The 22,211-nt window shown below is 44.7% G+C and carries 24 protein-coding genes; 18 read left to right on the forward strand and 6 right to left on the reverse strand.

What is annotated here, in order from left to right; genetic code table 11:
• Positions 1 to 9: 9 nt before the first annotated feature.
• The 6 genes from hxlB to NE665_RS01750 all read left to right on the forward strand — a co-directional run bounded on the left by hxlB (position 10) and on the right by NE665_RS01750 (position 4,523).
• Positions 10 to 570 carry a 6-phospho-3-hexuloisomerase gene (gene hxlB, locus NE665_RS01725; RefSeq protein ID WP_117443231.1) on the forward strand — a complete coding sequence of 187 codons (561 nt, stop codon included), beginning with the start codon at positions 10 to 12 and terminating at the stop codon, positions 568 to 570.
• 179 nt (positions 571 to 749) lie between these two features.
• Entirely contained in the window at positions 750 to 1,904 is a 1,155-nt protein-coding gene (locus NE665_RS01730) for an MFS transporter (protein ID WP_009270523.1), read from the forward strand.
• Between the two features lie 84 nt (positions 1,905 to 1,988).
• Positions 1,989 to 2,522: a hypothetical protein gene (locus NE665_RS01735; RefSeq protein ID WP_117443230.1), complete on the forward strand. Its 534-nt coding sequence runs from the start codon at positions 1,989 to 1,991 to the stop codon at positions 2,520 to 2,522.
• Between the two features lie 21 nt (positions 2,523 to 2,543).
• Positions 2,544 to 3,365 carry an HAD family hydrolase gene (locus tag NE665_RS01740; protein WP_117443229.1) on the forward strand — a complete coding sequence of 274 codons (822 nt, stop codon included), beginning with the start codon at positions 2,544 to 2,546 and terminating at the stop codon, positions 3,363 to 3,365.
• Positions 3,343 to 4,149 (forward strand): HAD-IIB family hydrolase, encoded by an 807-nt coding sequence (locus tag NE665_RS01745; protein ID WP_233104525.1) that lies wholly within the window; start codon positions 3,343 to 3,345, stop codon positions 4,147 to 4,149. Before NE665_RS01740 ends, NE665_RS01745 begins: the two co-directional genes overlap by 23 nt.
• A gap of 47 nt (positions 4,150 to 4,196) precedes the next feature.
• Positions 4,197 to 4,523, forward strand: a complete 327-nt coding sequence (locus NE665_RS01750) for a hypothetical protein (protein WP_117443227.1) — start codon at positions 4,197 to 4,199, stop codon at positions 4,521 to 4,523.
• Between the two features lie 139 nt (positions 4,524 to 4,662).
• Here NE665_RS01750 and NE665_RS01755 read toward each other — a convergent pair whose 3' ends face one another.
• Positions 4,663 to 5,556 (reverse strand): sugar phosphate isomerase/epimerase family protein, encoded by an 894-nt coding sequence (locus NE665_RS01755; protein ID WP_117443226.1) that lies wholly within the window; start codon positions 5,554 to 5,556, stop codon positions 4,663 to 4,665.
• Positions 5,557 to 5,713: 157 nt separating this feature from the next.
• On the opposite strand from NE665_RS01755, the gene NE665_RS01760 reads away from it, so the two are divergent.
• The 6 genes from NE665_RS01760 to NE665_RS01785 all read left to right on the forward strand — a co-directional run bounded on the left by NE665_RS01760 (position 5,714) and on the right by NE665_RS01785 (position 10,287).
• Positions 5,714 to 6,655: a type I phosphomannose isomerase catalytic subunit gene (locus NE665_RS01760; RefSeq protein WP_117443225.1), complete on the forward strand. Its 942-nt coding sequence runs from the start codon at positions 5,714 to 5,716 to the stop codon at positions 6,653 to 6,655.
• 496 nt (positions 6,656 to 7,151) lie between these two features.
• Complete coding sequence (locus NE665_RS01765) at positions 7,152 to 7,580, forward strand: PTS fructose transporter subunit IIA (protein ID WP_002611084.1); 429 nt, start codon at positions 7,152 to 7,154, stop codon at positions 7,578 to 7,580.
• 33 nt (positions 7,581 to 7,613) lie between these two features.
• Positions 7,614 to 8,105, forward strand: coding sequence for a PTS sugar transporter subunit IIB (locus tag NE665_RS01770; protein WP_055200532.1), 492 nt, complete (start codon positions 7,614 to 7,616; stop codon positions 8,103 to 8,105).
• A 64-nt stretch (positions 8,106 to 8,169) separates the two neighbouring features.
• Complete coding sequence (locus tag NE665_RS01775) at positions 8,170 to 9,009, forward strand: PTS sugar transporter subunit IIC (RefSeq protein ID WP_117443224.1); 840 nt, start codon at positions 8,170 to 8,172, stop codon at positions 9,007 to 9,009.
• A gap of 2 nt (positions 9,010 to 9,011) precedes the next feature.
• Positions 9,012 to 9,902: a PTS system mannose/fructose/sorbose family transporter subunit IID gene (locus NE665_RS01780; RefSeq protein WP_117443223.1), complete on the forward strand. Its 891-nt coding sequence runs from the start codon at positions 9,012 to 9,014 to the stop codon at positions 9,900 to 9,902.
• Between the two features lie 73 nt (positions 9,903 to 9,975).
• Entirely contained in the window at positions 9,976 to 10,287 is a 312-nt protein-coding gene (locus tag NE665_RS01785) for a hypothetical protein (protein WP_117443222.1), read from the forward strand.
• A 429-nt stretch (positions 10,288 to 10,716) separates the two neighbouring features.
• On the opposite strand, the gene NE665_RS01790 is transcribed toward NE665_RS01785, so the two are convergent.
• From NE665_RS01790 to deoC, 3 genes are all read right to left on the reverse strand, one after another.
• On the reverse strand, positions 10,717 to 11,592 hold the full coding sequence (locus NE665_RS01790; protein ID WP_117443221.1) for a beta-1,6-N-acetylglucosaminyltransferase: 876 nt from the start codon (positions 11,590 to 11,592) through the stop codon (positions 10,717 to 10,719).
• Positions 11,593 to 12,200: 608 nt separating this feature from the next.
• The gene (locus NE665_RS01795) at positions 12,201 to 13,070 is read right to left on the reverse strand and encodes a sugar nucleotide-binding protein (protein WP_117443220.1); all 870 of its coding nucleotides are present in this window, start codon (positions 13,068 to 13,070) and stop codon (positions 12,201 to 12,203) included.
• A gap of 2 nt (positions 13,071 to 13,072) precedes the next feature.
• Positions 13,073 to 13,768: a deoxyribose-phosphate aldolase gene (gene deoC, locus NE665_RS01800; RefSeq protein WP_117443219.1), complete on the reverse strand. Its 696-nt coding sequence runs from the start codon at positions 13,766 to 13,768 to the stop codon at positions 13,073 to 13,075.
• 106 nt (positions 13,769 to 13,874) lie between these two features.
• On the opposite strand from deoC, the gene NE665_RS01805 reads away from it, so the two are divergent.
• The 6 genes from NE665_RS01805 to NE665_RS01830 all read left to right on the forward strand — a co-directional run bounded on the left by NE665_RS01805 (position 13,875) and on the right by NE665_RS01830 (position 19,377).
• A complete protein-coding gene (locus tag NE665_RS01805; protein ID WP_117443218.1) occupies positions 13,875 to 14,633 on the forward strand; it encodes a GntR family transcriptional regulator in 759 nt (252 codons plus the stop codon).
• Between the two features lie 168 nt (positions 14,634 to 14,801).
• Entirely contained in the window at positions 14,802 to 15,578 is a 777-nt protein-coding gene (locus tag NE665_RS01810) for a glucose-6-phosphate isomerase family protein (protein ID WP_117443217.1), read from the forward strand.
• Positions 15,575 to 16,129 (forward strand): glucose-6-phosphate isomerase family protein, encoded by a 555-nt coding sequence (locus tag NE665_RS01815; RefSeq protein ID WP_117443216.1) that lies wholly within the window; start codon positions 15,575 to 15,577, stop codon positions 16,127 to 16,129. Before NE665_RS01810 ends, NE665_RS01815 begins: the two co-directional genes overlap by 4 nt.
• 2 nt (positions 16,130 to 16,131) lie before the next feature.
• On the forward strand, positions 16,132 to 17,871 hold the full coding sequence (locus tag NE665_RS01820; RefSeq protein WP_117443215.1) for a class I mannose-6-phosphate isomerase: 1,740 nt from the start codon (positions 16,132 to 16,134) through the stop codon (positions 17,869 to 17,871).
• A gap of 43 nt (positions 17,872 to 17,914) precedes the next feature.
• On the forward strand, positions 17,915 to 18,646 hold the full coding sequence (locus NE665_RS01825; protein ID WP_117443214.1) for a GntR family transcriptional regulator: 732 nt from the start codon (positions 17,915 to 17,917) through the stop codon (positions 18,644 to 18,646).
• A 128-nt stretch (positions 18,647 to 18,774) separates the two neighbouring features.
• Positions 18,775 to 19,377 (forward strand): GNAT family N-acetyltransferase, encoded by a 603-nt coding sequence (locus tag NE665_RS01830; protein WP_117443213.1) that lies wholly within the window; start codon positions 18,775 to 18,777, stop codon positions 19,375 to 19,377.
• Positions 19,378 to 19,644: 267 nt separating this feature from the next.
• Here NE665_RS01830 and NE665_RS01835 read toward each other — a convergent pair whose 3' ends face one another.
• A complete protein-coding gene (locus NE665_RS01835; RefSeq protein WP_117443211.1) occupies positions 19,645 to 20,871 on the reverse strand; it encodes an EAL domain-containing protein in 1,227 nt (408 codons plus the stop codon).
• A gap of 133 nt (positions 20,872 to 21,004) precedes the next feature.
• Positions 21,005 to 22,117: a hypothetical protein gene (locus NE665_RS01840; RefSeq protein ID WP_256302444.1), complete on the reverse strand. Its 1,113-nt coding sequence runs from the start codon at positions 22,115 to 22,117 to the stop codon at positions 21,005 to 21,007.
• Positions 22,118 to 22,211 lie beyond the last annotated feature (94 nt).

The following is a 22,211-nucleotide window of genomic DNA, read 5'->3' on the forward strand; positions in this document are numbered from 1 at the left end:
ACAAGGTTGATGAACAATAAAGAATATGCAGCAATCGTTGTGCAGGAGCTTACACACACGCTGACCTCCATTGATGAGGAACAGGCAGAAAAATTCGTAGAGCTGATCGATGAGGCAGATGAGGTATTCTGTGCCGGAGCAGGAAGGAGCGGCTTTCAGGTAAAGGGCTTTGCCATGCGCCTGATGCATATGGGAGTGGCTTCCTATGTCGTTGGGGAAACGTGTACACCGAATATCAAGGAAGGTGGCGTACTGGTGGTATGCAGTGGCAGCGGAGAGACAAAATCACTTGTCAACCATGCTGCGAAAGCAAAGGAAATGGGAGCACGGGTAGCACTCATCACCATCAATCCTAACTCCAGCATTGCCGGTATGGCGGATGTCGTCATCGAAATCAGCGCACCTTCACCGAAAAGTGCGAAGCAGGGGGATATCAAATCCATTCAGCCAATGGGATCTCTGTTTGAACAAAGTGAGGGAATCTTCATGGATATTGCTGTTATGATGCTGATGGAGCGAAGAGGCAAGGATTCCGATACGATGTTTGGAAGACATGCCAATATGGAATAATTCAACAAACGGATAATCGTGAAAGCCTGTACAGGGAACTGACCATTCCAAAGCGCTTCGGCTGTCGTCCGTCGCAAGACGCGGGTACAGGATAAGAAAATATCTGATGGGAAAACGCCATCAATGCGGGCTGGCGGATGCAGATTCGCCGGTCCTTTTCTATAAAAGGGAGAATAACTATGCGAAGTCAAAAGAAAAACGTGGCCATGCTGTGCCTGTTCTACTTTCTGTCTTATATCGCTTTTGTATTGCCTTACGGCTATATGCAGACCTTTCTGGAATATGTCGGCTATGATGTTGTAGAGCGCGGTATCATTTTGTCCGGGACGGCTGTTGTGGCCATTATCACGCAGTTTTTTATCGGTTATTTATGCGATAAGTATAAAACGGATAAGAAATTCTTTAACCTCTGTCTGATTGTCTTTGTGCTATCCACGCTGGTGATGTATCAGGTGACACAGCGGAATTTCTTTCTGCATCTGATTTTTATATCTCTGGTAGGCGGTATGTTTCGTACCACGCTGGCTGTACAGGATACCTGGACATTGGAGACAAGTGAAACCTGCCGCAATAATTTTGGCCCGATACGTGCGTTCGGGGCGATTGGCTGGATGATTGGCAGTCCAATCGGTGCTCTGGTTGTCGAGCATTACGGCTATCCAGCTCTGGGGTATGTGTTTGCGGGTCTTGCTGTTTTAAACATCGTACTGACAATGTTCATGCAGGATGCGGTCAAGGTGGAAAAAAGCGGTGGGATTCATGCAACGGATTTAAAGGAGCTGCTGCTGGATAAGAAATATGTTGTCGTGGTTCTGATTTTTCTGTTTATCAATGTGATTGCGACTGCGGATATCTACACGACGGTGGATAAAATGATGGCGCTGGGCGCAAAGGAGGGCATGGTCGGTGCCAGATGGAGCATTCAGGCCTTTACCGAGCTGCCGCTGTTTTTTGCGGGAACCTGGCTGTTAAAGAAATTCGGTGATTATAAGCTGATGATGTTTGGTACCTTTATGTATATCATCCGCTTTCTGGGCTATGCCGTTGTACAGAGTCCGGAAATGATGATCGTGGTGACGCTGATGCAGTGTATCACCTATCCGCTGATCATGATTACCAGCAAAACACTGGTGGATGATACAACACCGATTCATCTGCGAAGCAGCGGGCAGACGATCGCTTCCGCCTTTTATGTGGGACTTTCCCTGCTGATCACCCCGGTGATTGCCGGAGCGATGGTATCCTCCCTGGGTGCCGATTTGACACTGGCGCTGATCGGTCTGAGTGGATTTGTACCGCTGGGACTTGGTATTTTATACAAACGTCTGGATTAACAAATGTAACCGGTTATCACCTGCTCCTTAATTTCTGTGAAAAAATAGTGTATAATACGAATTAGAAATGTGAGGAGAGTTCATATGAGTAAATTTGATACAATGGATTATATTATCTGTGCCGCAGTTCTGTGCTATGGAATTTATCTGACCGTACAGAATGTGCGCCTGTTTCTTGCCAATCAGAGGGTGAGAAAGGAATATCTGAAGAAGCATAAGGACGGCTATACCATGGTGAATCAGTATCTGCCGTATATGATTTTTTTCCTGGGCTTTTCTGTGATTGGCATCATTGGTATCTTTGTGATGGAAAAGAATACGAAGGATGAGCTGTATGTTTGCTTTGCGCTCGCATTGATGGCGATTATCTGTGCGGGAATGGCACTGGATTCCATCGTGAAGCGGCGGGCAATCGTGGATGATGACGGCTTTGTATATGAAAAAGCGCATTATCGCTTTCGCTCCATTCTGTCAATGGATCCCATGAAATCCATTATCAAAAATATTGATATTCTGACAACGGAGCGCCAGCATGTTGTGGTATCCAAAAAGATGGGTGTCTATCTGCATGAATGCTTTCTGGAATGGAAGAAACGAAAGAAGAATAAAAATAAATAAAGAAATCTGGAGGAGGAAGCTATGATTAAACTAGCGGTATTTGATGTTGACGGTACTCTGGTAACGAAAGGGAACCGCAGGGTTCCTGCATCGTGTGTCCATGCTCTGAATGAGCTTTCAAGGAAGGGAGTGAAGTTGGCAATCGCCAGTGGCAGACCTCCTTTTGCTATGGAACAGAGTCTGCTGGAGCAGGTGAGCTTTGATTACTTCGTCTGCAGCAACGGCGCATTTGTGCGCAATGCACAGCATGAGGTGCTCTATCATTACAGCTTTTCCATGGAGGAAACACGAAGCCTGATCCATGCCTTTAAAAAGACGGATAATGCATTGATGTTTCAGTGTCAGGATGCGGCACACTGCTATCACGGCTATAAACGGATTGCCAATATGCTGCAGAATTTTCTGGGAAGACTGGATATTCTGGTGGATGAGCGAGAATCCGAGGGCTATCTGCAGGATACCATGCCGTTGGCAGCTGTCGCCAAAATAGAGGATGCTGATCTGGCCACGATGAAGGAGCACTTCCCGCAGTTTATGTTTACACCGTTTGATACCTGCTTTTACGATATCAACGGAACGCATAACAAAGCAACGGGCGTGTCGCATATATGTAAGGCGATGGGCTGGAGCATGCAGGATGTCATCAGCTTCGGAGATGATTACAACGATTTGGAAATGCTCAAGTCATGTGGAATCGGGGTTGCGATGGGGGATGCAAGAGAGGCTGTGAAGGAGGCCGCAGATTATGTGAGCGGACTGTGCAGCAAAAACGGAATTGCACAGGCGCTTTTACATTACGGATTGATTGACGGAGTGTGTGATGATGAAGCTGTTTCTGAGTGATCTGGATGGAACGCTGATGGATGTGCACGGCAATATACAAAAGCAGGATGTACAGGCGATTCATACGCTGACAGAGCACGGCATTGCTTTTGGAATTGTAACAGGACGGGACTACGGCTTCTGTCAGAAGCTGATCAGGCGTTATAGGCTTGCTGCGGATATGATTATCGGAAATAACGGGGGCTCTATCTGGATTCGTGATGAGAAGGTCATGGAGGAGCAGATCGAGGCCAGGGATGTCATACGCATTATGGAGTTTTTAAAGGATCATGTGGATGAGATAAACCCCTTTGTGTGCAATGAGAAAAGCACCTTCTTTTTCATGAAGGAGCAGTATGCACCGAAGCACTGGGACGAGGTAAGAGAACAGCTTTCCTATCTTGGGGATATTGCAGAGCAGGATCTGCTGCGATATTTGAAGGAGAAGCAGGAGCCGGTGGTGAAAATCAGTATTCACACATATACACAGGAACGCCGGGATATCTGGCTGCCGATATTGTGTGCGCAATTTCAGGATACCTATGAAATCCTACCGACATCCTTTGATTATATCGAAATCACCCGCAAGGGAATCGATAAGGGAAAATCCTTTTTACAGGCATTGGAATATGTAAAGCTGTCACAGGAGGAAGTCGCATTCATCGGAGATGGTGCCAACGATATTCCACTGTTTCATGAGGTGGAAAAAAGTTTCTGTATGGCTGGTGCAGCGCAGGAAGTGCGCAGAGAAGCTGCACATGTTGTAAAAAGTGTTGCAGAAGCTGTGACTTTTGTTATAGAATAGAGTACAAACAACAAACAACATAGTAAATAACTTAAAGGAGTGTTTTTATGGCTAAGAAAAAAACGACAACAGGGCAGACATCGGCAAGAATGGTTATGGATGTTCTGAAGAAGCACTATGCATTCACACCGGATACGGCCGTTGGATACAATGCATTCAAAAATCTGCGACTGTCCACCTCTGTGATTGCGTACACCATTGCCAATCTGATGGAAACCGATGTCATTATGAAAACCGATGATGACCGGTATTATTTCGTAGAGAAAAATTGGAACAAGGTCGTGCATAAGGTGAATTTTGCCTATGTCATTCTGCTGGGACTTCCCATCATAATCCTGCTTATTTTCTTAGGCATTCAGATGCTGATGAATTGATGATAGAAAGAAACCCGCTTATGGAAAAGGCGGGTTTTATCTGTGATTTGTATACGTAACTATTTCTCATAAAAAAAACCGGTTCTTCAAGGCAGCTTATTGCTCTGCTAACGAAAACGGGTTTTTTTTAGTTTGTGCATCAGGTATGATCGGATAATGTAACCCAATCCTGCATGCGTTTCATACTCTCGAGTGTTTCATTATAATCGGTCTCTGCTTCCAGCGATACGGCATTCTCATATCCGAATTTTCGCAGATTGGAAAAGATCATCATGAAGTCGATATCGCCCATATCGAAGGCAACGTGCTGAAACGGCTTTTCCAGCTCCGCATGGTATGCATAATCCTTAATATGAATGTGATCGATCCAAGGATAGATATAGTGCAGTTCTTCCTCCAGTGAAAAGGTCAGATACTCTGCGGGGACATTTTCCTTATAGGCGCGATAGCTGTTTGCCGGATCCCATAGCAGTTTAAGATAGTCACTTTTTATGGCCTTTACGATCTGAATGCTCATATGTCCCTTTGGAAGATGGGAATACGGACAGTTTTCCAGCACCAGCGTCACATGCTCCTCCTCTGCAATCTGCACAGCCTGGCGGACATATTTCATAATCAGTGCAATATGCTCCTGTGTGCCATAGGCAGGCGGCCGGTTATCCGGGAAGCGGAATGGAAAGATGCGTACCCTTGGACAGTTCAGCTTTTTAGCGATGCGGCATGCGCTTTTCAAATAGCGAAGATGTGTACTGACATCCCCTTCAATCGCATGAAATGCCGGATTAAACAGACTTACTTTATCGTTCTCCATCAGCGGACACAGAAAAAATACGGTACTTGCAATACAGGAAACCTTCAGATCATAGGTATTCAGCAAGGTGCGAATGGTGTTGATTTCCTTCAGGCTGCACTCTTCAATACTTTTTCCAAACACATTATGCAGCTCTACGTGCGTATAACCATAAAGTCTGGCTATGCGTAAGGCGGTTTCCAGATCCTCATCAATCTGGTCTGTAATTACAGATGCGTACATAAGCTCACCCCTCTGCAATTATTATAACAATATAACAATAGACTTGCAAACGATTTCAAACAAATTGATAAAAATATGTTATAATGTAATTACAATTAGTTGCTTTTCGGAAGCTTCCATTGTATAATCAGTTTGAAAAAGGAAAGAGGTAGATAGTATGTATCCTATGAAGCTAAAGCCTGTATATGATAAAACCATATGGGCAAACGATCGTCTGACAACCATGCGCGGTATGGAAGAAAAAGGGCTGGGTACCTGCTGGGAGATCAGTGCCCATCCACATGCAAAAAACGTGATACTGAATGGGAAATATGCAGGGAAAACGCTGGATGAGCTGATTCAGGCGGATCCGCAATCCATACTGGGAGAAAAACAGCTGCATCAGATGCTGCGCCTTGCATATCTGGACGCCAGAGAGGATTTGTCCATTCAGGTGCATCCGTATGATGAATATGCAAGAGCGCATGAAAACGATGAAGGAAAAACGGAGTCCTGGTATATTCTGGAAGCAGATCAGGGAGCTACGCTGGTAGCCGGAACGACTGCATCGGATGCAGCGGTAATCAAAGCTGCTGTTGCAAATGATCAGGTTGAGGATTATGTGCGCAAGGTCGAGGTGGAGGCCGGTGATTTCGTATGCATTGATGCCGGTATGCTGCATGCACTGGGAAAAGGCATTCTCGCACTCGAGGTTGGACAGAATTCCAATACGACCTATCGTTTTTATGATTACCATCGTAAGGATGCGAATGGCAGAGAGCGTGAGCTGCATATTGATAAAAGCTTTGCTGTCGCAGATTTCGGACTTCGCTGTGAAAAGGTGGCATCGCCTTTTACGGATGCGGATACCACGCAGGAGAAAATGCTGGTTGACCGGCGGGAATTCAGCGTGCGTCTGGTTGATGTTGCGGGAAGCTATGTGCTGCCGCAGGATGAGAAGCGCTTTTACTGTCTCAGCAATGTTTCCGCAGACTGTGTCCTTCGCTATCAGGGCGAAGAGCTTCCATTTGCGTTTACAGAGAATATTTTCGTACCGGCTGGCTGCCCGGATATCGAAATCTGTGGAAAGGCGCGTATTCTGGTAAGTTTTGTAAGATAAATTTTTCACACAATATTCACATAAAAACGTGTATGTGGCTAAAAATAGCTGTAAATATGCGTTTTTTTCTATTTCAGATAGAACATTTTGGTTAAAATGTGTGATTACATTTGTAATTATGTGAGAAAAATTTATCAAAACAGTTGAAATTACGAGGAACGTGGTGTAAGATTACAATGTAAATAGCGGAGGTAAGCGATTACATTTCAACGAAAGCTGGTCACTTCGAAATGTGAAAGCTGCCATAACACAGACAGAGCTGGTATGGTCTGGTGTTTCAAAACGTATACCTTATGAGACATACTGAAAAATCCCTGTTTTCTATGCAAACGCATAAAAAAACAGATGATTTTACAGGAATATCATCTGTACTATTAAGTATAGGTTCATGCATAAGGCGGGTAAGAAAAAGGATTTGGTAGGGAAGCCAAAATATTTTTTTGGCCTTTCGCACCGTAGTTTTGTTCTGTGTCCGTGAAAAAAAGGAGGACGACAAATGAAATACGTGATTATGGTAAGTCATGGTGAATTTGCACCGGGACTGCATTCCGCTGTCAAAATGATGACAGGCGAACGTGACGATGTCCTGAGTACAAGTCTGAAGGCTGATATGAGTGCTGATGAATTTGCAGCAAACTTCAGAACTCTGGTAGAGCCGCTGAATGCAGACGACAGTGTTATTCTGCTGGCAGACATTCTAAGTGGATCTCCATTCACCAACGCACTGGCTGTTCTTGATGAAAAAGGCCTGATGCCGAACACATTAGTGATTGCAGGTATGAATATGCCGCTGGCAATCACCGCCGTATTGATGAAAGATAATTTTGACGATGCAGAGCTGTTGAAAGAAACGCTGCTGAGCGAGGGTCATGCCGGTCTTACTGAATTCAAGGTAGAGAGCGATGACGCGGAAGACGATATTTAAACATCGGAATTTAATCTAAGGAGGACATAAATCATGATTAGTTTTGTACGAGTTGACGATCGTATCATTCACGGTCAGATCATCACACGCTGGTCCAAGGAATATCCTTGCGACGGTATCATTGCAGTAAACGACAAGGCTGCTACTACACCTGTTCTGAAACAGTCATTCGTAGCATCCACAGACAAAAAAGTATTTGTATGGACAAAGGAACACTTCCTTGAAAAAGCACAGACAGTGCTTGACAGCAACAAGCGATACTTCCTGATTACGAAGAATCCGGTTGACATGAAAGAGCTGCTGGTTGACAACAAGTTTGTACCAAGTGATGTAAAACGTGTTGTTATCGGTCCTTGCAACGACCGTCCAGGTGCTACCAAGCTGGGGCAGAACCAGTCCATCACACAGGAAGAAGCAGAAGCATGCGAAGCAATGACAAACGCTGGTTTCGATGTATTCTTTGCACTGCTGGAAGAAACTGCTATCGGTTCCTGGCCAAAATTCAGATCTAAATTCGGATACTAATAAATTGGGAGATTTGTGTTCGAATTAGATTAGATAAATTCAAAAAGGAAAAGGAGATGAATTTATGATTTCTTGGGTACAGGCTGCTTTACTCGGTCTTATGAGTTGTTGTGCGGCCTCCACAATTGCATGTTTAGGTACTACAGTTGGTAACTACACATTGAACAGACCATTGATCGCATCCGTATTTGTAGGGTTGATCCTTGGTGACGTTAAGGGATGTATTCAGATTGCAATCCCTATGCAGATTATTTATATCGCGCTGGTAACTCCAGGTGGTACCGTAGCAGCGGATTTACGTGCCGTTTCTTACATTGGTATCCCTCTGGCTTGGGCTCTTGCGAAATCTCAGGGTCTTGACCTTGGTGGTTCTGAAGCAAGTGGTCTTGCAGGTGCTTTAGGTGCCATGGTTGGTACTGTAGGTACTGTACAGTTCTACGGAACTGCGATGATGAACCTTGTTTGGCAGCACATTGGATGGGCTCGTCTGGACAAGAAAGATTTCAGTATTATCGGTAAGGTTGAAGTTATTTTCCCTCTTATCTCTCACTTACTGATTTCCTTCATCCCTGTTATGCTGATTGTTTACTATGGTGCAGATGCTGTTGACCAGTTCAAGGAAGCACTGCCTATGGATTCCTGGTATATGAAATCCCTGTTTACATTAGGTAGCTTGCTGCCTGCAGTCGGAATCGCAATCCTGCTGAAATCCGTTGTAAACAAGGCAACTGACCTGATCTTCTTCTTATTTGGTTTCACACTGGCAGGTTCTATGCACCTGACTCTGATTGCTGCAACTGCAGTTGGTGCTGTATTTGCATTGATTAACTACCAGATGACGATGATTAGAAACAGAGCTGCAGCAGGTCCTGCAGGAATTGACGATGATGAGGAGGACATTTAATTATGAAAAAGGTATCGAAAAAGTCATTAAATAGTTCTTTCTGGCGTTGGTTCTATGGTAACCTGACTTGCTTCTCTCACGAGCACATGCAGACATTCGGTTACATGTGGTCCATGTTACCAATTATCCAGGAATTATATGAAACAAAAGATGAGCAGGCTGAAAAGCTGCAGACATATTATCCATTCTTCAACACTGAGCCTCAGATTGGTTCTATCGTAGTTGGTATTACCGCTGGTCTTGAAGAAGCTCGTGCAAACGGTGCTGAGGAAATCGATGATGAAATGATCAATGGTATTCGTGCAGGTCTGATGGGTCCTCTGGCTGGTATCGGTGACTCTCTGATCGTTGGTACGTATATTCCAGTATTATTAGGTATCGCATTAGGTCTTGCTGAAGGCGGATCTATTATTGGTCCTCTGTTCTATATTGTTGTATGGAACGTGACAAGTATTTTCTTCCAGAAATGGATCTATAACAAAGGTTATGAACTTGGTGGTTCTGCTGTAGAAGTTATCGTTGGTGAGCAGGCAACTGCATTACGTGAATCCGTAATCGTTATGGGTCAGGTAATCGTTGGTGCTATGGCTGGTACTTGGGTATCTATTACTACTTCTGTACAGCTGACAACTTCTATTCAGGATAAGAAAGAACTTGTTATCGAAGGTTCCAAAGTAATCGAAAAGATTACAGGAACTCAGGAAGTACCTGTATTACTGCAGGAAAAACTGGATGGCGCATTCCCTGGCGTATTGACTCTGCTGTTCGTACTGGGCTGCTGGTGGTTAATGGCTAAGAAAGCAATTAGTCCAATCAAAATTATGCTGCTGATGGTTGTTGTAGCTATCGTCGGTGTTCTTGTTGGATTCTTCGATCCAAATCTGTCTTACTAATCAACAAAAAAATAGAAATATCATCCCTGCCTCCCAAGTGGGGATGATTTCTTTATAACAGGAGGTATAAGCGATGAAGAAATCAGAGAAGGATGCATTGAAACAGAAAATACAGTCTGAAAATATACTGGTACGCCGGCTTGGAAGCTGGGTCAAGGTTGGAGGAATTATCTTCCTTGTGACTGCAGGCCTTTGTGTCTGGGGATTTACCGGTATGAAAGATCCTATTTTACCGGATATCAGTGATACAGTCCGTAATGTGATTAAGTGGATTGCTCTGGTTGGTGCAATTCTATCTGGTGGATTCACCATTATGTCCTTCATGAGCTTCCGTAATGGGAAGAAGCATGTTTTGGCAATGATTGACGAATTGAAAGGGTTTTAAAAATATCCCAATCTAATTTAGATATCCGAAAACTTCCTATGGGAAGTTTTTTTGTGCTCGATCGTGCGTATGAATGCATTTATACACATTTGTAACATAGGCAGCAAGGGAGGGCATATGATGCCGATGACTTCAAAACAGATCGTTAAAGCTTAAACAGAGCAGGTTTATTGATATGAATGGTAGGTTCTCATAAATTATGGAAAGAAGCGGTGTTGTTCCTTTTCATGCATAAGTGCATCCGTTTGCACGAGATATGAGCGATCCAGTAATCCAAAAGCATTCTGATATTCTGTCATTTAAACATACAAAAGCCTAGAAAAGGCGACTATATGCTATACAGTAGGCAACCAAGGAACGTCATAGCTGGACCATCTTAATTGAAAGTGATATTTATTTACGAATAAAAAAGAATAACCGAATACTCAGTTATTCTTCCGTTTCTAAATTAGCATTGTATGCATCGAAATATTTTTCATATAGAGTGAAATCTTCATCAACGAGAATAGCACCCGCAAACAGTGCCTCCGGATATCGATCAATCGCCTCCTGTGTAGTGGGGCGTGTATTTTGACTGCGTTCCCATTTTCCGTTTCCTACAACACGGTAATCATTATTTACATGTTCAACGCATTTGTTGCCAAACTTATCCAGCATCATAGGGATATACATTTCCTCGGCATACCAGGATAATTTGAATGTCGTGGAGCAATAGTCAAAGTTATCCGCAAGAATCTGTGCACTGGTATGTGTCAGCATAAACCATGGGCTGCCAATTTGAATGACATCATGCAATGTTCTACGGATGTGCAGAGCATACAGTAAGCTTCCGAAGCCTCTGGTTATTGCACGCGTCGCTTTTCCTCTTGGAAAGGCCAGAAGATTCGTGAAGGGATAATACTTTAAAGTCTGTTTGCGAAGCGCAGGCTCCTCTTTCTCAGACGTTTCAACATAATAGAAATCCTTACCATTCTGTTCTTCCAGAAATGCGGTAATTTCCTCCCTTGTTTTTATCGGCATCATACCATCATTCAAATTTATATAATAATCAAATCCGATCTGAACAGCTTCCTTCATCTGAATCAGTGTACCCCTTGCCATTGACATATCGCCTTCCTGAGCGAATTCCTGTGTGTGGGAAATATGTACTCTGGAATAATCCATGTAAACAAATTGAACCTGTTCTCTCAAATCATCATCATTGATCATAATAAAAACGTGATCCCCTTGTTTGGTAAGCTGATTGATCGTTTCTACAACCTCATCGTATTTCCGGTCTGAATGCATCAGATATGCTATTTTCATAATCATTCCTCCATATACTACCTGTCTATTATATCATTTTCAGATGAAAATTGTAGTGATAATCGTCATTAGAAATTCTCACAGGATGAAAGCAATATCATTTCTACAATGGAAAGTATGCGGAAGAGGTATGGCAGGGCTGGATTTGCTGTACGTAAACATAAAACTGCTGAATTACTGAGGGAATCGTGCAGAGCATAACGCCATACAAACGCTGCGCTATTGTTATTTTTACGCTGAAGCTAACAAAGGACTACCGTTCAGTCGAAAAGATGTTTCTACGGATGTGCTTTCATGCTTTCTCACATAACAGAGTGGATGCAGAAGATTTCACTCCCTATAGGATACAGAGCAGAGATAAAGAACGCTTTCACCTGCTTTTGATTCAATATATAGGTATTCACTGCTGCTGAACATCTACATGTGAGGATGGCACCGGTGTAAATCCAGATGTCAGGATATGCTGGAGGGTACTGCTCAAATTGGTATGGAAATCAGAAAAGCAAAATGAAATTCGAGATATTGTATATTCTGGTTTCATGGATTATATTTTTGTATAAGCTGATAAAAAAATATCCCGTTATTGGTGACAGGATATTCTTTTCGTGTTATTTCAACCAGCCGAAATCCTTTAGACAGGCATCCACATTTTCTTCAAAGGTGCCAAAATCAATACCATGTGCTTTCAGTTTCCGGGTATCCAGACGATAATCCCGGAAGCGGTCTGCATAGCGTTCATGATTTGGAAGAATGCAGGCATCGATTTGTTCCTGTGTGAATCCCAGCTTCTGTGCTACGATTTTTGCGGACTCATAGGTGTTATGCGTGTTGGTATCAGATACATGATAAATGCCGGAAGGCAGCTCGATAATTTTATCAAATACATCTGCCAGCTTCTGTGCATACGTCATTCCTCGAATCTCGTTCACCGTAAATTTAGCAGGGGCCTGATAGAACATGGCATTCATAACATTACGGATAATGTTCGGTGATGCCTTGATTCCCGGGCGGCTCATGCCAAGCATCCAGGAAAAGCGCAGTATGATATAGTCTTCCAGCGATGAGGTTATAAAGTCTTCACATTCCACCTTGTGATTGCCGTATGCCGTAACCGAGCATAACGAAGTGTCCTCTGTGAACGGCCCTTCCTCTGTTTTGCCATTAAAGCATTGCTCTGTACTGATAAAAATCAAGCGGGCATTTTTTTCTTTGCAGGCAGTCGCGATTTCCTTTGTACAGTCCACATTGATACGGTGTGTTAACTCCGGATACTTCTCACAGTCCGCTGTCTGAGCCATGGCTCCGGTATGAAAAACATAATCATAATCATGGGATTTAAACCAGCTGCGCACAGCATCGGTATCCCCTAAATCCAGCTCTTTTCTAGTAAGTGAAATGATCTCCATAGAGCTTTGCAGAGCCTCTTTTACCAGGGAGGCAATATAACCGTTCCCTCCAGTGATAACTATTTTCTTCATTTTTATTGCCCTCTTTCGTTTCGGAAGCCTTCCAGAATAGCGATGGAGCTGCTGGTACCGATTCGTTCAGCACCTGCCTCAATCATAGCCTTGCACGTTTTCCAGTCACGTACACCTCCGGCAGCCTTGACCTTTACATCATCACCCACGGTCTCCTTCATCAGACGGACATCCTCCAGGGTAGCTCCGCCGGTTCCAAAGCCTGTGCTTGTTTTGATATAATCCGGCTTCACCTTTTTTGCGATTTCCGCCAGCTTCCTGATTTCATCCTTTTCCAGATAACAATTTTCAAAGATGACCTTACTGATTACCTTATGCGCACGACAGATTTCTGTAATCTGTCGCATTTCCTCTTCGATATAGTCCCAATGTCCCATCTTTGCCTCTCCGATGTTGATGACATAATCAATTTCATCAGCACCATCCTGTATTGCCTTTTTTGTTTCCTCCACCTTGATTTCCAAAACACTCTGCCCCAGCGGGAAGGAAATTGCAGCGCCCACATGCACATCGCATCCCTCCAGCAGCTCCTTGCAAACGCGCACCTGTGCAGAATTGATTGCGACCATTGCAGTCCCCAGCTCTCTTGCTTCCTTACAAAGCTTTTCAAAGTCTGCTCTTGTCGCATAGGCCTTTAAAAAGGTGTGGTCGAAATATTTGGCGAGTGATGCTTCTGTTAGCGTATTGATGATGTTCATATGATACCCTCCTTTAATGTAATTACATTATAACATTGTGAACTTATGTTGTCAAATGGTACGCTATCCGTTATAATTAAGATATTGTGAAAAGGAGTCAAACATTATGGATGAGCGAATCGCAAAACAGTTTACAATCAGTAAGGCATCACCGGTGCCCTTATATTTTCAGCTGAAGACACAGCTGGTGGAGCTGCTGAAGCAGGGGATCTTTCAAGCCGGGGATAAGCTGCCGACCGAAGCAGAATTCTGTGAGCTGCTGGATATTTCGCGTCCTACTGTACGGCAGGCCTTTTCTGAATTGATCAATGAAGGCTACATCACACGGCATAAAGCAAAGGGCACCTTTGTATCACGCCCGAAAATTGAAGGCTACTTCTTTCAGAAGCTGGGGAGCTTTGACGAGGAAATGCGCAGTCTTCATCTGACCCCATCCACCAGAGTGATTGTCAGTGAGGTGATTGAGCTGCCGGAGGAATGTGTGGAAATTTATCCAAAAAGCAGAAAGGTATTTCACCTGCAGCGTCTTCGTTATGCGGATGAGGAGGAGATGGTGCTCGTCAATACCTTTGTACCATATGAGCACTTTTTGGATATTGAACTGGAGGATTTTGAACAGTCTTCCTTATATGATATCTTCTCACAGAAATATCAGACCGAAGTTGCCTATGTCGATCGCACAGTGGAGGCAAGAAAGGCGGGACAGCGGGAGCGCACGATTCTGAATATGGAGGAGGACGGCGTCTTGATGCATGTGGAAACGGTTGCCTATACACAACAGGATGAGCCAGTGGAATATTCGATTGCGGAGTACCGCGGAGATCGTAATAAGTTTAAGATGCGATTGATTCGCAGAGAGAAGTAACTGTCATCAGAGTGGCGGTTTTTTTCTTTTCAGATGAATTGTGAGCTGTATGCAAAGGGATGTGGATTTTGCATGCTTTTTTTCTTTTTTGCGGTTGACAGAAGAAAGGAAACAGGATACAATACAGGTGTAAATGACATAATGATATAACAACTAGGAGGTGGTTATATGGAATTCTATCCTGGCTTTGATATTGAAAGCAGAGAGAAGGATATGGAATTCATCTATGGACCGGATGTGTTTGGTCCAAAGCCGGAGAAAAGAACACTGGAAGCAATCCGCTCCTCCCTGCAGGATCCATCCTGTACAGGCCCTGAAATTCTATACAGTATTGTTATGGATGTAGGAAGAAAACAGGATCTTGCAGCGATTACAGAACGCAACCTGCTGTATGGTGCCGTAACCTATGCAAAGGGGATTCTGGGAAAGGAACCGGTCCGTTCTCAGGGACACATACACGCAATATCCCCATCGTGTCAGTCATCAACCTGTGAGGTGTATGAGATATGGGATGGCGAAGCCTTTATCTATATGCAGGAATATGGAAAGGACGATGCGGGAAACTGTTATGCAGTACATGCGAAGGCAGGGGAAGTCGTCATCGTTCCACCGGGCTGGGTACATGCGACCATCAACGCCAATGTGGAAAAACCGTTAACCTTCGGGGCATGGTGTGTACGGGATTTCGGCTTTGATTATGAAGATGTGCGTGCGCATCATGGTATCGCTTATTTCCCGGTCGTAGAGGCTGGTAATATTACCTGGGAAATAAATCCTGCATATAAAAAAGCGAAGCTGCATGTGATAGCTGCACACGATTATCCTCAATTTCATCTGGAGCCGGGCAAGCCGATCTATACGCAGTTTATTGAAGACCCGGATCGCTTTCTGTTTGTATCAAGACCGCAGCTGAAAGAAAAAGAATGGGAGGAATTTCATAAATGAACATAAGGGAACCAAAAGTCATTCATGATTTTCAGGATGTAATCAAGGGCAGTGAAGTGAACACCTCTGCCAAGCTATATAAGGATGCAAAGGGCTTCTATCGTAATACTGCTGCATTGGCGGATGATACGTTGATGTATGAGGTTTATCACTATACACAGGGAAGCGACAAACGCGCAGGCAATCTGAACTGGGGACTGACTGTATTGTATCCCGTACTGGTAAACGGTGAATGCAATATGACCCGCGGACACTGGCATGAAAATCGGGAATGTGTAGAATTTTATTTCTGCATTGCCGGAGAGGGATTGCTGATGCTGATGGATGAGGATGGTACAACCTGGGCAGAAAAAACCTATCCCGGCTCGCTTCACCATATCGACGGACATCTTGCACACCGTCTGATCAATACCGGTGAAAAGCCTATGAAAATCGGTGCCTGCTGGCCATGTGATGCCGGACATGATTATGCCGCAGTGGAACGTCAGCCGTTTGGATATCGCGTATATAAAGAAGAAGGAACCCTTCGTTTTGAGAAAGTAGAGGACTAGAGATGAAAAGCAATTACAACAAATTTCCATCAACAAAAATCAAAGGACACGAGCATGCTGCCGTTGTCGGCTACAACAATATTCTGGATACATTGAAAAAGGAAATCCCATCCGGAAAATACATCCTAACCTGTGATGTGTATCCGGGAGTACGGGATGAAGAAATCCTTATGGAGCTGAAGAAGCTGGAGCCTGCTATGCTGATCAATATGATCGATGTATTCAAGGAAGAAAAAACGATTACGGAGCAGCTGAAGTATATCCTTACCGATGACCGTGTATTCGGTAAGATGTATTATGGCGAGGTTTCTGATTTTATCGATATGGAAAAGCTGGGGGCTGCAAAACAGCAGGTGGAAAAAGCCGATGGTCTGGTGATCGTATACGGCTTTGGCGCATCGCTGGTACATCCTGGCGATAAGCTGGTGTATTTCGATATGGCACGCTGGGAAATTCAGATGCGGTATCGTGCAGGCATGGGAAATTATAAATGCAGCAATTATGATGAAGATCCGCTGCGTAAGAACAAGCGCGGATTCTTCATTGAATGGCGGATTGCCGATAAACACAAGATGTCAGTGTTTGAGGATATCGACTGGTTGATTGATACCAATAAGGCAGATGATCCGAAAATGATTCCGGGTACTGCTCTGCGTGATGCACTGAAGCAGATTGCTCAGCAGCCATTCCGTACCGTTCCATATTTTGATCCGGGTGTATGGGGCGGACAGTGGATGAAGGAGGTCTGTGATCTTGACCGTGAAAAATCCAATTTCGCATGGAGCTTTGACGGTGTACCGGAGGAAAACTCCCTGTATCTGGAATTTGCGGATGCTGTTGTGGAAATTCCGGCAATGGATTTGGTGCTGTATCAGCCAAAGCCGCTGCTTGGTGAACAGGTTTATGCACGCTTCGGTGCGGAATTCCCAATCCGATTTGACTTCCTGGATACGATGGGCGGACAGAATCTTAGCCTTCAGGTACATCCGCTGACAGAATATATCAAAAAGCAGTTCGGTATGCAGTATACACAGGATGAGAGCTACTATATGCTGGATGCCGGAGAAGGCGCTTGTGTATATCTGGGTCTGAAGGACGGTGTGGATCAGAAGCAGATGATAGAAGATTTGCGTCGTGCAAACAAAGGTGAGATTGAATTTGATGCAGAGAAATACATCAACAAATTCCCTGCGAAGAAGCATGATCACTTCCTGATTCCTGCCGGTACCTGCCACTGCTCCGGTAGTGAGGCAATGGTGCTGGAAATCAGTGCAACTCCGTATATCTTTACCTTCAAGCTGTGGGACTGGGGACGTGTCGGTCTGGATGGCCGTCCAAGACCGGTACATGTGGAGCACGGAAAAGAGGTTATTCAGTGGGACCGTACGACAACATGGTGTGAGGAGAACCTGGTGAATGCGATTCATGAGGTGAAACGTACCGAGGACTATGTGGAAGAGCACACAGGTCTGCATGAGCTGGAATTCATTGAAACAAGAAGATACTGGACAGAAACCATCACACATCATGATACTGCTGGTACTGTCAATATGCTGAACCTTGTGGAAGGAAGAGAAGCTGTTGTGGAAAGTGAAGAAGGAAAATTTGAGCCATTTGTTGTCCACTATGCAGAAACCTTTATTGTTCCGGCAAGCACCGGCAAATATACGATTCGTCCTTATGGAGAGTCTGTCGGCAGCAAAATCGGAATTATGAAAGCTTACGTAAGAAATAACTCCTAAAATATACGCATACATGATATAATAATCACATGGAGGTGACTTCATGGAAAAGCTGGATTTTGGCAAGGGAGCCGTTCCGTTATATATACAGATAAAGAAGATCATCAAGGATAAGATTTTATCAAAGGAATATGCGCCTGGTGATTCCATACCGAGTGAGGCACAGCTGCAGGAAATCTTTCATGTGTCCAGAATCACTGCGCGGCAGGCAATCGCACAGCTGGAGAGTGAAGGTCTGGTTGAGCGTGCCCGCGGAAAGGGAACCAGAGTTCTGTTTCAAAATAAAATCGAAGAGCAGCTCGCAGGTATCAAAAGCTTTACCAATGAAATGCTGGAGCGCGGTATACAGCCGGGGACACGCTGGGCACATATCGAGCTGGTAAAGGCGGATCAGCATGTGGCGGATATCTTTGGATGCAAAAAGGGAGATCCTGTGTATCGTCTGGATCGTGTTAGAACCGGGGATGATGTGCCGATCGTATATTTCGTCAGCTATTTTTCCAGAGACAGAAATCTGCCACTGGAGGATGAAAAATATACAGGAAGTATGTATGCACTGCTGGATGAACTAAATATTCGCAAGCCGGTGAAAACACGTGAGAATTTCAAAGCGATAACTGCAAGAAAAGAAGAAGCGGAGAAGCTGGATATTAAAAAAGGCGATCCACTGTTAATCAGAGAACGTGTATCCTATGATCATGAAGGCAACGTTCTGGAGTATACGATTTCCTATTATCCGGGAGAGCGTTATTCCTATTCTATTGAGCTAGGATAAGGGTGCGATTGTAACGCATCCTTTTTTCAGGATAGTGATGATATTCAACTGCATGGATAAAACAGCAAATGAATAGCGCTGTTCATGCGATCATTGTACCCACGCAAAGTGTGGGAATGGAGGAAGCTATGACAACTTTAGATAAGCGTATTCCCTATTATCCGGTGCTGATGGTATTGACACAGCCGCCGGTGATTACGGATATCCCATTGGCAAAGGGATATTCCTTTCACCCCTATGAGCCATCCTATAAGGAGGCATGGATTGCATTGCATGTATCACTTGGTCAGCTGGAAAGCATGGAATCTGGCAGACGCTATTTTGCGGAAACCTTTGAAACTCATCCAAAGGAGCTTGCGCAGCATATGATTCTGGTGGTTGATGAGAACGGAAACCTTGCAGGAACGTCATCGGTCTGGGAGGGATTTCATTTCGGTGAACGGCGTATGCGGGTACACTGGGTCGGTGTTGATGAGCGTCATCAGAGAAAGGGACTAGCGAAATCCCTGATGCTGAAAACGATTAAGCTCTACAGCAGCCTGCATTGTGAGCATCCTCTGTATCTGACGACACAGACAAACAGCTATGTAGCTATTTCTATGTATCAGCGTCTCGGCTTTACGGCGTATAGGGGAAGTATGCCGGTGAATTTTCATGCAAATGCCGATACCTTTGCACAGGATAATGAGACTGCCTGGAGAATCATCGAGGAACAGCTGCACAAGCTGTGAACAAGGATTACGTATAGAAAGCAGAAGAAAGAGCAGGTAGCGCTGAATACATTGTTTATCAAAAAAAGGAAGCATGGACGGTACGCTTACGGCGCCAGAAATATGCTTCCTCTTTTTCATTTCTGTATATTTTTCTTGATGTGGATAAGCCCGTGATACTGCTTATTTGCATATGTGCAAGGCTGTACAAAAGATAGGGTTGACTGGATATGCTTTTGATGCCCAAGGTGATCGAAGCATATGGTATCAGGTCCTGCACATGTATCCTTAGAAGGAGATCTTGTTTTCTTTGAAAAATTGATGAACAGGAACCGGTGGGGAGTAGTAATAGCCCTGAATCAGCGTGCAGTGCAGCTCTGCGAGAAATTGTACCTGTTCCTTTGTTTCCACACCTTCCGCAAGGACGGGAAGGTGAAGCCTGTGCAGCAGGGGGATGATGTGCTGTAAGGTTATCTGCTGGCGAGTGTTCCATGGCTTGGCAAAAAAGGAATGGTCCAGCTTTACCATATCCACATCGATCCAGCTCAGGATATGCAGATTGCAGCGTGCACTTCCAAAATCATCCAGAGAACAGCGCAATCCCGCTTCCTTCAGTCTTTGTATAAATATCTGTACCTGTTCTCTCTGTTCAAAGGGGATATCCTCATGCAGCTCCAGTTCCAGTAAGGAAGGAGCGATGCCATAGCGTTGGCAGATAGCGAGGATTTCTCCGAGATAATAGTGCCCGTCCTCGAAGGATGCCTTGGATACGTTAATACTGATAGGAAGAGGCGGCAGTCCCTGTGCATGGCGCTGTGCAAGAAGCTGACAGACGCGTTCAAACATATAGGTGTCCAGCAATCGAATGCAGGTATTCTGATCTGCGATAGGAAGAAATTCCTGCAGGGGTATACAGACGCCGTTGTGAATCCAGCGAAGCAGTGCCTCTGCACCAACGACCTGTTGTGTTTCGGTATTGATCTTTGGCTGTAGAAACAGCTTGAATTCCTGTCTGTGCAGGGCGTTAAGAATGTTTTGTTCCAGCTGATAGCGGTGATGCAGCACATCCTTTGCCTGTCGAGAATAAAATGCATAGGATGTGGAAAACCGTTCGCTGTCTCGATCATGCAGACGGCAATATTCCGCATACTGTATGGCATCCTCCAGTGTATCCGAAGCATAGGGCTGACAAATGCCGAACGAAAGAGCAAGCCGTGCAGCATACAGCTGCTGTGCAATGGCATCGCAGGAATCATCCAAATCATAGATCAGACGCAGCGCATCCAGTCGTGTACAGGATGGCAGCAGAAAAAGCAGACGATAATCTGAAAGCTGGGCAATCTGCGCTTTTTGGGGCAGCAGGTGCTGTGCCTGTTCAAAAAGCTGATTCATAAGCTGAAGCACTCGCGTTTTTCCAAACAGCAGCACCAGCTGTTCTGCATGCTTGATTCCCATGGTCATGACACAGCAGTTCACCCGTTGCTCCTGTGCATGGCTTGTATTTGTTTTTTTCATAGCGACACCTCTGCTGTAAAGTGTTGCCGCTTTTTCTTTTTTTATGTATGCTTTCTTTGTATACTGCTTGGAATATGCATCAGCTTTCGATACTTCGTGACGGTTCTGCGTGATACACTGATATCCATCGTCCTCAGCTTGATGACGAGCTGCTGATCGGAGAGGGGATGTGATGTGTCCTCATGGTGCAGGATATCTGCGATTGCACGTTGTACGGCATCACTGCTGTCACCCTGTGCAGTTGTTGTACGCAGCAGGCTGCGGATCGGATAGCATTCCCCGTGAAAGAGATAGTATTTGTGCTGTAAGGCTCTGGATACAGTTGAAACATGCAGACCCATTCGATCTGCCAGATTCTGCAACGTGCAGGGCTGCAGCTCATATGATGCTTTTGTATAGTAACCAGCTCATTCATAATCAGCAGAAGTGTGGCATTTCTGCGGTTCAGTGTTTCAAACAGCAGATTTGCCTCACGGAAATAGGCTTTCAGCTGCTCATTTTGTTCGATTGCCTGTATATACTGCTCCTGCACAAGCGTAGCGCCATAGCGCATCGGTATGATTTGAAGCTGCTTGTCCTGTACACAGATTTCCACCTCGGGCAATATCGTTTCCACGCGATCTTTTGTATACTCTGCACAGGGATTCGGATTACAGGTACGAAGGGATGCAATGACCTCCCTTACCTCCCTGACGCTGATCTGCATCCCTCTTGCAATAAGGGCTATATCACCCTCTGCAAGCTCCTGTGCATATTCTGACAGGATTTGTTCCCCAAGGGGATTATGGCTTCGCCTGCATTGCAGAAGCATAGCTTCACGGATACTGCGTGCTGCGACTCCGCAGGGCTCCAGGCTTTGCAGGATTTCAAGCTGCTGCAGTAGCGTTTCCTCATCGGTATGCAGGTCTTCACAATAAGCACGAATAGAACCGCTTAAAAAGCCGTGTTCATCCAGTGATTCAATCAGATAGGAGCACAGTGCTTCATCATAGGGCTGTCGCAGCGTGTGCAGCTGCATGTACAGATCCTCCTGTAAGGATGGCTGCCGTATTGCATTTTGCAAAAGATAGTCGTCCCCCTGTACACAGGGATGAAAGTCGAGAAACGGATTTTGCTGTACACTTTCTGAAATCAGCTCCAGCAATTCGCGGCTGTCCATTTTCAAAACCTCCAGTGCCTGCCGATTCTTCTGTGTGAGGATGTGTGTCTGTTTCATTGTCTGGTTCTGCTGCAGGAATTGCGTCATATCATCACCTCTATCATTCTCTTTTATAACCTAGCAAAAATCGTGCCAACATTTGTACATTTCCATAAGTTTCCACATTGACTTTCAAATCTTT

It is taken from the genome of Clostridium sp. DFI.1.208 (assembly GCF_024463855.1).
Lineage (GTDB): Bacteria > Bacillota_I > Bacilli_A > Erysipelotrichales > Erysipelotrichaceae > Clostridium_AQ.

Excerpts from the sequence above, each read along its gene's own strand:
- hxlB (WP_117443231.1), top strand. The coding sequence starts at position 10 with ATGAACAATAAAGAATATGCAGCAATCGTTGTGCAGGAGCTTACACAC.
- NE665_RS01730 (WP_009270523.1), top strand. The coding sequence starts at position 750 with ATGCGAAGTCAAAAGAAAAACGTGGCCATGCTGTGCCTGTTCTACTTT.
- NE665_RS01735 (WP_117443230.1), top strand. The coding sequence starts at position 1,989 with ATGAGTAAATTTGATACAATGGATTATATTATCTGTGCCGCAGTTCTG.
- NE665_RS01740 (WP_117443229.1), top strand. The coding sequence starts at position 2,544 with ATGATTAAACTAGCGGTATTTGATGTTGACGGTACTCTGGTAACGAAA.
- NE665_RS01745 (WP_233104525.1), top strand. The coding sequence starts at position 3,343 with ATGATGAAGCTGTTTCTGAGTGATCTGGATGGAACGCTGATGGATGTG.
- NE665_RS01750 (WP_117443227.1), top strand. The coding sequence starts at position 4,197 with ATGGCTAAGAAAAAAACGACAACAGGGCAGACATCGGCAAGAATGGTT.
- NE665_RS01755 (WP_117443226.1), bottom strand. The coding sequence starts at position 5,556 with ATGTACGCATCTGTAATTACAGACCAGATTGATGAGGATCTGGAAACC.
- NE665_RS01760 (WP_117443225.1), top strand. The coding sequence starts at position 5,714 with ATGTATCCTATGAAGCTAAAGCCTGTATATGATAAAACCATATGGGCA.
- NE665_RS01765 (WP_002611084.1), top strand. The coding sequence starts at position 7,152 with ATGAAATACGTGATTATGGTAAGTCATGGTGAATTTGCACCGGGACTG.
- NE665_RS01770 (WP_055200532.1), top strand. The coding sequence starts at position 7,614 with ATGATTAGTTTTGTACGAGTTGACGATCGTATCATTCACGGTCAGATC.
- NE665_RS01775 (WP_117443224.1), top strand. The coding sequence starts at position 8,170 with ATGATTTCTTGGGTACAGGCTGCTTTACTCGGTCTTATGAGTTGTTGT.
- NE665_RS01780 (WP_117443223.1), top strand. The coding sequence starts at position 9,012 with ATGAAAAAGGTATCGAAAAAGTCATTAAATAGTTCTTTCTGGCGTTGG.
- NE665_RS01785 (WP_117443222.1), top strand. The coding sequence starts at position 9,976 with ATGAAGAAATCAGAGAAGGATGCATTGAAACAGAAAATACAGTCTGAA.
- NE665_RS01790 (WP_117443221.1), bottom strand. The coding sequence starts at position 11,592 with ATGAAAATAGCATATCTGATGCATTCAGACCGGAAATACGATGAGGTT.
- NE665_RS01795 (WP_117443220.1), bottom strand. The coding sequence starts at position 13,070 with ATGAAGAAAATAGTTATCACTGGAGGGAACGGTTATATTGCCTCCCTG.
- deoC (WP_117443219.1), bottom strand. The coding sequence starts at position 13,768 with ATGAACATCATCAATACGCTAACAGAAGCATCACTCGCCAAATATTTC.
- NE665_RS01805 (WP_117443218.1), top strand. The coding sequence starts at position 13,875 with ATGGATGAGCGAATCGCAAAACAGTTTACAATCAGTAAGGCATCACCG.
- NE665_RS01810 (WP_117443217.1), top strand. The coding sequence starts at position 14,802 with ATGGAATTCTATCCTGGCTTTGATATTGAAAGCAGAGAGAAGGATATG.
- NE665_RS01815 (WP_117443216.1), top strand. The coding sequence starts at position 15,575 with ATGAACATAAGGGAACCAAAAGTCATTCATGATTTTCAGGATGTAATC.
- NE665_RS01820 (WP_117443215.1), top strand. The coding sequence starts at position 16,132 with ATGAAAAGCAATTACAACAAATTTCCATCAACAAAAATCAAAGGACAC.
- NE665_RS01825 (WP_117443214.1), top strand. The coding sequence starts at position 17,915 with ATGGAAAAGCTGGATTTTGGCAAGGGAGCCGTTCCGTTATATATACAG.
- NE665_RS01830 (WP_117443213.1), top strand. The coding sequence starts at position 18,775 with ATGACAACTTTAGATAAGCGTATTCCCTATTATCCGGTGCTGATGGTA.
- NE665_RS01835 (WP_117443211.1), bottom strand. The coding sequence starts at position 20,871 with ATGAAAAAAACAAATACAAGCCATGCACAGGAGCAACGGGTGAACTGC.
- NE665_RS01840 (WP_256302444.1), bottom strand. The coding sequence starts at position 22,117 with ATGACGCAATTCCTGCAGCAGAACCAGACAATGAAACAGACACACATC.